Source organism: Halomonas sp. 707D4 (assembly GCF_024158685.1).
Classification (GTDB): domain Bacteria; phylum Pseudomonadota; class Gammaproteobacteria; order Pseudomonadales; family Halomonadaceae; genus Vreelandella.
This window is the reverse complement of sequence record NZ_JAMZBD010000063.1, coordinates 1-10,050: the sequence shown is the minus strand read 5'-3', so window position 1 is coordinate 10,050 and position 10,050 is coordinate 1. Positions and strand designations below refer to the sequence as shown.

The following is a 10,050-nucleotide window of genomic DNA, read 5'->3' as shown; positions in this document are numbered from 1 at the left end:
CTCTCGACCAGATTGTCGCGTGCCTGGTCGAGGGCGTTGGCGGCACGGTCGGCGTTACCGCTCATGTTGTGCAGTACCATGCGGGCCAGGCGCAGGCGCACTTCCATGAGATGCGACTTCAAGCGGTTGGCGTCGTTGGCCTGAACGGCACTGATCTGGTTGATTTCCGACAGCTTGTCGATGGATTCGAGCTCGCTGCGAATGGCCAGCGTGCCAGTGATGATGATCATGCTCAGCAGCAGTATCAGCGCTGTCGAGATGAGCGTCTTGACGGAAAGGTTTTTCATCCGGGGTCTCGTGAGAACTACCTGTGCCTGAAGTGGCAAGTCAGGCATTTAACTATAATTATTATCATTTATTATGATTTACGGAATTACCTGATGTTTTCAATGGCAGTTAGAGGCTTCCACCTGGCGTCAAATCGGTTAGATTTTAAAGTTTTGTTTAACATCTGTGCAGTTTTCGTATGCCATCAATCGCTCTGGAGCAATGAATTCATTGCTCGACCATCCTTGGCCGACCTGAAAACGGCAGCGCCCCGCGAGCGGATCGCGGGGCACCGAATGAGGGAACCTGGCGGAGTTACTGGCCGCCGTTGAACTCGTCGATGCCGTAGCTGCGCTCCATCTCGCGCTGGTCGGCGTCGAAGCCACTGACCTCGACCGAACCATCCTCGTCGAGGTCGATATCCTCGAAGCGGTCGAAGCCGTCCTGGCTTGCGCGGTCCAGAAGGCTCGCGAGCTGCTCGGCGTCGAGTCCCCAAGGCGCGACCTGAGTGGCGTGAGCCGACTGGCGAAGCACTTCGCCGCTCTCGCCGTTCAGCGTCATCTCGATCTGCTGGCCCTCGGCGTCCCACCCTTCGACCTCGAACTCCAGCGTGCCGCGCTCTTCATCGACCTGAAGCTCACGGAACGAGGCCACGCCTGCGCTCGCGGACTGCTCGATCAGGTTGGCGAAGGCCGCCTGGTCGAGCGCTTCCTGGTAGTCGTTGCGGTCGGCCATGGCACCCTGGCTGAGACCCAGTGCGGCGGCGGCGGTGATAGCAAATGCGATCGATGTCTTTTTCATGGTGATCATCCTTTTCAATGAGTGACTCCGCAGGTGGAGCGCGGCGTTGCCGGCGACTCCCTCCATCGAGGATCACTCTATCCGGCGCTACCTTTCGCCAGCGTGATGGCGGCGTTCATGTTGCGTTCACCTTGGGCGTGGCGCTTGCTTGTGCGACGCCGACGGCAAGCTTCGCCTATCCTGGCTTCAAGGCCTATCCTGAATTCAAGAACGCGCGTCACCGGTCGATATGGCGCGATGAGCCCCTCCCTTTGCCAGGTTAGTCACTGCTCTATGGCCGAACCCACCTCGACGACCTCCGGTGACGTCCTTCAATACGCCATGACGGCTCGCGGAGCATCGCGCATCTTCATTGCGGTCATCTGCGCCTTGTTTCTGGTGGCGGGAGGCACGCTGGTTCACTTGAGCCTGACGATGGACGCGCACCAGGTACGCCAGAGCGAGGCTTACGCGGCCCAGGCACTTCAGAGCCGGGAGGACAAGACCGGCACGGCGCTGACGGACTACGCGTTCTGGCTCGAAGCCTATCGCGCCACGCTCGGCGTCATCGATCACGACTGGGCCTTCGAGCGCGACAACCTCGGCCCCTCCCTGTACGCGACCTATGGCCTGGAGGGCGTCTTCGTCCTGGGTCCCAACGGCGCGACCCGCTACACCCTGATCGAGGGCGCCCTGGACGACGTGAGGGCGAGCGACTGGCTGCAGGGCGATATTCCCACCCTGCTCGCCCGCGCCCGCGAGGCCTCCGTGAAGGATGACATCGCTTCCGGCTACTTTTCCGTCGACGGCGCCGCCGCCATCACCTACGCCGCCGTCATCCGCGAGCAGAGCACGGACCAGCAGTTCGACCAGCTCTCCTATCTGCTGTTCGTCGACGTGTTGACCCCGGCCGAGCTTGCACGCATCGCCACGGACTTCAACCTGCCGGGATTGACCGCCCGGCCCGGGGTCGCGCTCGACGTCGCCTCGCCGGCGCTGACGCTCAGCAAGAGCATTGGCGACGGCATCACCTTGCAGTGGCAAAGCGAAGCGCTGGGGCGCGCGATCTTGATCAAGTTCCTGCCGGTGCTGGCAGTGCTGGGGGCGCTGGTCGCCGTCCTGGTCCTGATCCTGCGTCGTCGCGTCCAGCGTGCCGGCGAGACCACCGAGCGGGCGCAGCAGGCGCTGCGCATCAGCGAGCAGCGGTTCAAGAACATCTCGGAGGCCACCTCGGACTGGATCTGGGAAACCGATGCGCGACAAACGCTGACCTTTCTCTCGGAGCGATTCACCACCCTGACGGGCCTTTCGCGCAGCGACTGGATCGGACGTCCCTTGAGCGAGCTTCTCGATCACGACGCCGCCAGGCTCACGGCCACGGCAAGCGATGACGACGTCCCGGGACGCAAGCCGGTCGACTGCCGCATGCGCGACCACCACGGGCATCTGCGCCATTGCCAGCTCTTCGCCTGCGAAGTGCGCGAGGGAGGCCGCCTGCAAGGCTACCAGGGCACCGTGTGCGACATCACCCCGGAGATCGAGGCCCGGGCGCACATCGAGCACATCAGCCATCACGACGCCCTGACCGGGCTTGCGAACCGCCACCACCTCCACCATTACCTCGGCCATCGCCTGGACGAGTACGTCAGCGCCGAACAGCCGCTCTTTCTGCTCGCCCTCGATCTCGACCGTTTCAAGCCGATCAACGATACCTTCGGCCATCTGGCCGGCGACATCGTCCTCAAGGAGGTGGCCAACGCCATCAGCCGCTGTACCCGCGAGAGCGACTTCATCGCCCGACCGGGCGGCGACGAGTTCGTCATCGTGACCACCGGCTGTCGCAGCGTGAAGAGCGCCGAGCGCTTCTGCCAACGTCTGATCGAGCAGATCAACCGCCCGATTCGCGTCGGTGACATCGACGTCAACGTCGGTACCAGCATCGGCATCGCCGCCGCTCCCGAGCATGGCCGGGTCGCCGAGGAGCTGCTGCGCTACGCGGATATCGCGCTGCATGAAGCCAAGGCCGGCGGACGCAACCGGTTCAGCCTCTACGAACCGACCATGAACGAGCGCATCATGACCCGGCGCCAGCTCGAGATGGACCTGCGCCAGGCGCTACACCTGGACGAGTTTCGCGTCTTCTTCCAGCCCCGCTTCGATGCCCGGTCCAGGAAAGTGCTGGGTGCCGAGGCGCTGGTGCGCTGGGCGCATCCGAGCCGCGGCCTGCTGAGCCCGGCCAGCTTCATCGTGCTGGCCGAGGAGACCGGCCTCATCTTCGAGCTCAGCGACTGGGTGCTGCGCGCGGCGTGCCGCCACGCCCTTGCCTGGGGCGACGCGCTGATCGTCTCGGTGAACCTGTCCGCCGTGGAGTTCCAGCGCGCCGACCTGGTCGAGCGTGTCCAGAACGCCCTTGAGGAGACCGGGCTAGCGGCGCACCGGCTGGAACTCGAGATCACCGAGAACGTCATGCTCGAGGATGCGGTCTCGGCGCTGAGAATGATGCACCGGCTCAAGGCCCTGGGCGTGCGCCTGTCGATGGACGATTTCGGCACCGGCTACTCGTCGCTTGGCTACCTGCGCCGCTACCCTTTCGACGGGCTCAAGATCGATCGCAGTTTCATCCTGGGGATGGAGCAGTCGCAAAGCAGCCAGGCCATCGTGGATGCCATCATCAGCATGGGCCACGCGCTCTCCCTGACGGTCACGGCGGAAGGGATCGAGACCGCCGAACAGCTCGACCGGCTGATCGAGCTGACCTGCGACCAGGCGCAGGGGTTCTATCTGGCGCGCCCGATGTCGCCGGCGCACTTCACCCGGCTGCTCGAGGGCACAACGCCTGACTGATGCGGCCCGGCAAGGCCGCGCGCATTGCGCCGAACGGCGCCTTCGGTGGTGAAAAAAGGTAAGCTGTGGTGATCGATGCTCGAGAAGCCCGCCGTGCGGCTCGAGACCCTCACCCAGGCGCACAAGGAACGTGGCACCCATGGCTCGCAATCGCACCCTGTTCAGCGCCCTTTTGCTACTGCTGCCCCGGCTGGCCGCCTTTGCCTGGCGAGTGATCAATCACTTTCTGCACAACCGCGGCATCCTGCTGGCGGGCGGGGTGGGCTACAACATCCTGCTCTCCGTGGTACCACTGTTCGCCCTGCTGGCGGTGATGCTGACCCGCGTGGTCGACGAGCAGCACCTGCTCGAGGTGCTGGCGGTCCAGGCGCGCCACCTCGCCCCGGCGCATGCCGAGGTGGTGATGGACGCAGTGCGGGGACTCCTCGACTCCCGCGACGTGATCGGCATTCTCAGCTTTCCGATTCTGCTGTTGCTGAGCTCCTTCGCCTTTCGCATGCTCGAGGACGCGCTGGCGCTGATCTTCCACACTTCCGAGACGCCGAAGCGGCGGCTGTGGATCTCGATGCTGCTGCCCTACGCCTTCATGCTGGTACTGGGCGCCGGGCTCACCGCCCTCACGCTCGTGGTCACCCTGGCAAGCTCGCTCAACGCCCTGGCGCTGGCGCTCTTCGCCCAGGAGCTGCCGCTGGCGGGCCTTTCAGGCTCGGTGCTCAACCTGGCGAGCTTTCTCGGCGTGTTCCTGCTGTTCAGCGCCATCTACAAGGTGCTGCCGGTGGTCCGGATCGCCCTGCACCGGGCCATCGTCGGCGGCTTCGTCGCCGCGCTCCTGTGGGAAGCCGTGCGCCTGCTGCTGGTCTACTACTTCACCCATCTTTCCTTCGTCAACGCCATCTACGGCTCCCTCGCCGCGCTGATCATCGTGCTGCTCAGCCTCGAGATCGGCGCCATCATATTGCTGCTCGGCGCCCAGGTGATCGCCGAGCTCGAGCGCAACTCGCGGCTGGGGCTCGTCTGGTACGTGGACCCGGATCGGGCGCCGATCAGTCGGGTGGAGTAAAAAGTGAAAAAGGCGCAGACGAAAAAGCCCGCGACAAGGTCGCGGGCTTTTTGATGTTCTGGCGCGCCCGGCAGGATTTGAACCTGCGACCCTCGGCTTCGGAGGCCGATACTCTATCCAACTGAGCTACGGGCGCATAGGGTGCGTATCCTACCTGTGCGGGCGGTCGCTGTCCAGCCGCGTGCGCGCCGCAACGCGAGCGATTGACCGGCTTCCCCGGGCTGGGGCATGCTCGACGGGCACTGTCGCATTTCTGTTTTCGGAACCTCATAAAAATGAAAATCTTTACGCTGAGCACGCTGACCCTGGCGGTTTCACTGGCGGCGAGCACCGCCAACGCCAACGATTTCGACGACATGGACCCGATCACGCTACGCCTGGCCCACGTGGTCAACGAGCAGGACGGTTTCCACATGGCCGCCACCAAGTTCGAGGAGCTGGTGGAGGAGCGCACGGGCGGCAAGGTCGCGATCGAGATCTACCCCAACGCGAGCCTGGGTGACGAGCGCACGCTGCTCGAGGGCATGCAGATCGGCACCGTCGACATGGGCGTGATCACCAACGGCCCGGTGGCCAACTTCGTCGAGGAGATGGCGGTGTTCGAGCTGCCGTTTCTCTTCCCCTCCCCCGAGGCCGCCTACCGCGTGCTCGACGGCGAGATCGGTCAGGAGCTTCTGGACAAGCTCGCTGACGTGAACCTGAAGGGCCTCGCCTACGCCGAGCGCGGCTTTCGCAACCTGACCAACAGCGAACGCGCGGTGAACACGCCCGAGGACATGCAGGGCTTGCGCATTCGCGTGATGGAGAACCCGGTCTACACCGATACCTTCCGGGCGCTGGGCGCCAACGCGGTGCCGATGGCCTGGACCGAGGCGCTGACCGCCATGCAGCAGGGCACCATCGACGGTCAGGAGAACCCGGTGAACGTGGTCTACTCCTTCAACCTGGAGGAGACGCAGAACTACATGACGCTGTCGCGCCACACCTACGCGCCGGCGCTCTTCGTGATGGGCCTGCCCGCCTGGAGCCAGCTGCCGGAAGCGGCGCAAACGGTACTGGAAGAGGCCGCCCAGGAAGCCGCCGAATACGAGCGAGCGCTCAACGCCGACATGGAAGCCGAGCAGCTCGCCTCCTTGGAGGAGTCGGGCATGCAGATCAACGCATCGCCGGACCTCGAGGCCTTCCAGGCCGCCGTCGAGCCGATCTACGAGCAGTACGGCGAGCGCTTCGGCGACTACCTGCCGCGCATTCGCGAGGCGATCGGTCAGTAACGCGCTCTACCTCACGCAAAAGGCCACCCGGAGGTGGCCTTTTTCATGGCAGGACGAAGCGGCCTAGGCCAGCACCTTGCCCGGGTTCAAGAGCCCCTTGGGGTCCAGCGCCAGCTTCATGCGCTTCATCAGCGCGATCTCTTCCGGGCTGCGCGACAGGCTCAGGTAGTCGCGCTTCTCGAGGCCCACGCCGTGCTCGGCGGAGATCGAGCCGCGATATTGCGACAGCGTGCCGTACACCTGCTCCTCGACCTCGTGGCGGCTGTGCGGGCTCGGGTCGCGCACGGTGATCATGATGTGCAGGTTGCCGTCGCCCAGGTGGCCGAACACCACCATCTGGCCGGTCTCCGGCCACTTCGCCTTGAGCTTCTCTTCGAGGGTGGTGACGTATTCGTCCATGTGGACGATCGGCAGGCTGATGTCGAAGGAGAACATCGGGTTCAGCTCGTGGACCAGCGTCTCGATATCCTCGCGAATGTCCCAGATCCCCTGGCGCTGGGTGCTGGAGTTCGCCAGTACCGCGTCGGTGATCAGCTCCTCTTCCAGCGCCTTCTCGAGCATCGCGGCGAAGGCCTCGGCGTCCTGCGCCTCGTTGGCGCCCAGGGTCTCGATGATGGCGTAAAAGGGCGAGTCGCCGGCGAGTATCTCGGCGTGCTTGGTGGCGGCACTGGTCATCAGCGCGTAGTGATTGTTCCACAGCGCCTCGAAGGCGCTCAAGCTGTTGGCGAGCTCCCTGGAGGCGAGCTGCAAGAGCTTCGTCAGGGCATCGAAGGAGGGCACCGCGACCAGCGCGGTCTGCTCGCTGGGCATCTTGGGCGCCAGGCGCAGCACCGCGCGGGTGACGATGCCGAGCGTGCCTTCGCTGCCGATGAAGAGCTGCTTGAGATCGAAGCCTGCGTTGTTCTTGAGCATGGTGTTCATCGAGCTGACCACGGTGCCGTCACTCAGGACCGCCTCGAGCCCCAGCACCTGCTGGCGCATCATGCCGTAGCGAATCACGCGGATGCCGCCGGCGTTGGTGGCGATGTTGCCGCCGATGGTGCAGGAGCCGCGTGCGCCGAGATCGAGCGGGAACTGCAGGTCGATCTCGTCGGCGGCTTCCTGGACGCGCTGCAGGGTCACGCCTGCCTGGACCTGCATGGTCGAGCCCGTCGCGTCGACCTCCTCGATGCGGTTCATCAGCTCCAGCGAGACCACGAGCTCGTTGGGGCTGGCGACCGCGCCGTGCACCACGCCGGTCAGGCCGCCGTGGGTCACCACCGGCTGGCGCGCGGCGTGGCAGGCGGCCATCACCTGGCTGAGCTGCTCGGTGCTTTGCGGGCGAATGATCGCCATGGCCTCGCAGGGGGCCTTGGTGAACCAGTCGACGCTTCTCTGGGCGACGTCGTCACCCAGCAGAACGCCGTTCTTGCCGACGATGTTTTCAAGCTCGTCCATCAACGTGTTCATGATCTCTACCTGTCGAACGGGCCCTGCGCGGTGGCCCGCCTGTTTTTAATTTAGTCATTTCGAATATAAAGTGATGCCACTGCCGGCGCCACCCCGAACGCGGCGCAGGGCGGCCATGCAGGCTACCGCCTACGCCGGTCGCGCTCAAGCGCCATCATTCTTTCGGCGAACAATGCCTTGGCCTACGAGGCATCGGTGGATAACACCGATAGAGTGAAGCTCACGCGCCGATATCTATATAATGCAGCCACTCTTATAAAACAGCACCACTCTGACAACGCCTGCACACCCAAGGAGATCACGTGAATTCTCGCCTCTCGCTGCTCGAGCCCCGCTCTCGCGCCAGACACATTGCCCTCGCTTTCGCCACCGTCGGCCTTCTCGGCCTTGGCACCGCCGCCAGCGCCGACGTGCCCCAGACCTCGCTGCGCCTGGCCCACGTGGTCAACAGCGACGACACCTACCACATCGCCGCCACGCGCTTTCAGGAGATTCTCGCCGAGCGCAGCGACGACGCGGTGAGCGTCGAGATCTTCCCCAACGCCAGCCTGGGTGACGAGCGCACCCTGCTCGAGGGCATGCAGATCGGCACCGTCGACATGGGCGTGATCACCAACGGGCCGGTGGCCAACTTCGTCGACGAATTCTCGGTGTTCGAGCTGCCCTTCCTGTTCCCCGATGCCGAGTCCGCGTACCAGGTGCTCGACGGCGAGATCGGCCAGGAGATCCTCGACAAGCTCGAAGGGGTCAACCTCAAGGGTCTGGCCTTCGCCGAGCGCGGCTTTCGCAACATCACCAACAGCCGCAACCCGATCAGCGAGCCGGCGGATCTCGACGGGCTGCGCCTGCGCGTGATCGAGAACGAGGTCTACGTGGATACCTTCCGCACCCTGGGCGCCAACGCCGTGCCGATGGCGTGGACGGAGGCGCTGACGGCGCTCCAGCAAGGCACCATCGACGGCCAGGAGAACCCGATCAACGCCATCTACGCCTTCGATCTGGCCGAGACCCAGGACTACCTGACCATGACGCGCCACATCTACGCGCCGGCGCTGTTCGTGATGAGCCTGCCCAAGTGGAACGCGCTGCCCGAGGAGGTTCAGGCGCTGGTGCAGGAGGCCGCCGCCGAGGCCTCCGCCTACGCCCGCGAACAGAACGCCGCCACCGAAGCCGAGCAGCTCCAGGCGCTGGCCGATGCCGGCATGCAGATCGTCGATGCGCCGGACCTCGAGGCCTTCCGCGCTGCCGTCGCGCCGGTGTACGAGCGCTACGGCGATCAGTTCGGCGACTACCTGCCGCGTATCCAGCAGGCGCTCGAGTAGGCCGTCATGTCGATGAACTCGTCTCTCGACCCTGTCGTCTCCCTGCTGCGCGCCGTCGAGCGCGGCCTGGACGCCGTGCTCAAGCCCGTGGTGTTTCTCGGCATGGCCGCGCTGATCGCGGTGATCACGCTGCAGATCGTATCAAGAGTGTTCTTCACCGCCGCAGGCTGGACCGAGGAGCTTGCCCGCTTCCTGCTGATCTGGATCACCTTCCTGGCCGGCACGCTGGCGTTCCAGCGTGGCCACCACATCGCCGTCACCTTCGCCGTCGATGCCCTGCCGGTACGCGTTCGCCGCCTTGCCCGCGCACTCGCCGTGCTGGCGGTGATCGCCTTTCTGATCACGCTGATCGTGATCGGCTACCGCTACATGCAGGTGCAGAGCTTCCAGAAATCCGCGTCGCTGCGCGTGCCGATGTCCTACGTCTACGCGGTGATGCCGATCAGCGCGGCGATCATGGCCTGGTACGCCTTCGTCGATCTTCTCGAGACCGTGCTGGAAGGCGAGCCGCGCAAGCCGATGGGGGAGCAGACGCCATGACGCTTCTTCTCTTCGGGCTGTTCTTTCTGCTCATGCTGCTCGGCGTGCCGATCGCCTTCGCCATCGGCGCAAGCTCGCTCTACGCGCTCCATCAGGGCGGCGTGCCGCTGATGGTGGTGACCCAGCAGATGTTCCAGGGCATCAACTCCTTTGCGCTGGTGGCGATCCCGATGTTCATCCTGGCCGGCGACCTGATGGCTCAGGGTCGGGTCAGCGAGCGGCTGGTGAGCTTTGCCGATTCGCTGGTGGGCTTTCTGCGCGGCGGGCTTTCGATCGTCTCCGTCATGGCGGGGATGTTCTTCGCCGCGATCTCGGGCTCGGGGGCGGCGACCACCGCCGCGGTGGGTTCGAGCCTCGTGCCGGAGCTCAAGCGCAAGGGCTACGATCCCGCCTCGGCGGCGAGCCTGATCGCCGCGAGCGGCACCATCGGCGTGGTCATCCCGCCGTCGGTGCCGATGATCATCTACGCGGTGATCGCCCAGCAGTCGGTCTCGAAGCTGTTTCTGAACGGCTTTCT

The 10,050-nt window shown here is 64.8% G+C and carries 9 protein-coding genes and 1 tRNA gene; 6 read left to right on the top strand and 4 right to left on the bottom strand.

Annotated features, from left to right (window positions below):
- On the bottom strand, window positions 1-287 hold a 287-nt coding region (locus BIS11_RS04480; RefSeq protein WP_253585769.1), incomplete at its 3' end, for a Tar ligand binding domain-containing protein.
- 295 nt (window positions 288-582) lie between these two features.
- Complete coding sequence (locus BIS11_RS04475) at window positions 583-1,068, bottom strand: PepSY domain-containing protein (protein ID WP_253421655.1); 486 nt, start codon at window positions 1,066-1,068, stop codon at window positions 583-585.
- A 273-nt stretch (window positions 1,069-1,341) separates the two neighbouring features.
- On the opposite strand from BIS11_RS04475, the gene BIS11_RS04470 reads away from it, so the two are divergent.
- Entirely contained in the window at window positions 1,342-3,891 is a 2,550-nt protein-coding gene (locus BIS11_RS04470) for an EAL domain-containing protein (RefSeq protein WP_253421657.1), read from the top strand.
- Window positions 3,892-4,030: 139 nt separating this feature from the next.
- Window positions 4,031-4,951, top strand: coding sequence for a YihY/virulence factor BrkB family protein (locus BIS11_RS04465; protein WP_253421660.1), 921 nt, complete (start codon window positions 4,031-4,033; stop codon window positions 4,949-4,951).
- A gap of 59 nt (window positions 4,952-5,010) precedes the next feature.
- Here the strand turns inward: BIS11_RS04465 and BIS11_RS04460 are convergent.
- Window positions 5,011-5,087 (bottom strand) — tRNA-Arg (locus tag BIS11_RS04460).
- 139 nt (window positions 5,088-5,226) lie between these two features.
- On the opposite strand from BIS11_RS04460, the gene BIS11_RS04455 reads away from it, so the two are divergent.
- Window positions 5,227-6,222, top strand: a complete 996-nt coding sequence (locus BIS11_RS04455; RefSeq protein ID WP_253421663.1) for a TRAP transporter substrate-binding protein — start codon at window positions 5,227-5,229, stop codon at window positions 6,220-6,222.
- A gap of 63 nt (window positions 6,223-6,285) precedes the next feature.
- Here BIS11_RS04455 and BIS11_RS04450 read toward each other — a convergent pair whose 3' ends face one another.
- Entirely contained in the window at window positions 6,286-7,671 is a 1,386-nt protein-coding gene (locus tag BIS11_RS04450; protein ID WP_253421666.1) for an FAD-binding oxidoreductase, read from the bottom strand.
- A 350-nt stretch (window positions 7,672-8,021) separates the two neighbouring features.
- On the opposite strand from BIS11_RS04450, the gene BIS11_RS04445 reads away from it, so the two are divergent.
- From BIS11_RS04445 to BIS11_RS04435, 3 genes are all read left to right on the top strand, one after another.
- The gene (locus BIS11_RS04445; RefSeq protein WP_253421682.1) at window positions 8,022-8,993 is read left to right on the top strand and encodes a TRAP transporter substrate-binding protein; all 972 of its coding nucleotides are present in this window, start codon (window positions 8,022-8,024) and stop codon (window positions 8,991-8,993) included.
- 12 nt (window positions 8,994-9,005) lie between these two features.
- Window positions 9,006-9,533: a TRAP transporter small permease gene (locus BIS11_RS04440; protein ID WP_253421686.1), complete on the top strand. Its 528-nt coding sequence runs from the start codon at window positions 9,006-9,008 to the stop codon at window positions 9,531-9,533.
- A partial coding sequence (locus tag BIS11_RS04435; RefSeq protein ID WP_253585768.1) for a TRAP transporter large permease subunit occupies window positions 9,530-10,050 on the top strand: 521 nt, incomplete at its 3' end. The genes BIS11_RS04440 and BIS11_RS04435, both read left to right, overlap by 4 nt.

Coding starts and splice junctions, on each gene's coding strand:
- BIS11_RS04470 (WP_253421657.1), top strand. CDS start 1,342: ATGGCCGAACCCACCTCGACGACCTCCGGTGACGTCCTTCAATACGCC.
- BIS11_RS04440 (WP_253421686.1), top strand. CDS start 9,006: ATGAACTCGTCTCTCGACCCTGTCGTCTCCCTGCTGCGCGCCGTCGAG.
- BIS11_RS04465 (WP_253421660.1), top strand. CDS start 4,031: ATGGCTCGCAATCGCACCCTGTTCAGCGCCCTTTTGCTACTGCTGCCC.
- BIS11_RS04455 (WP_253421663.1), top strand. CDS start 5,227: ATGAAAATCTTTACGCTGAGCACGCTGACCCTGGCGGTTTCACTGGCG.
- BIS11_RS04450 (WP_253421666.1), bottom strand. CDS start 7,671: ATGAACACGTTGATGGACGAGCTTGAAAACATCGTCGGCAAGAACGGC.
- BIS11_RS04475 (WP_253421655.1), bottom strand. CDS start 1,068: ATGAAAAAGACATCGATCGCATTTGCTATCACCGCCGCCGCCGCACTG.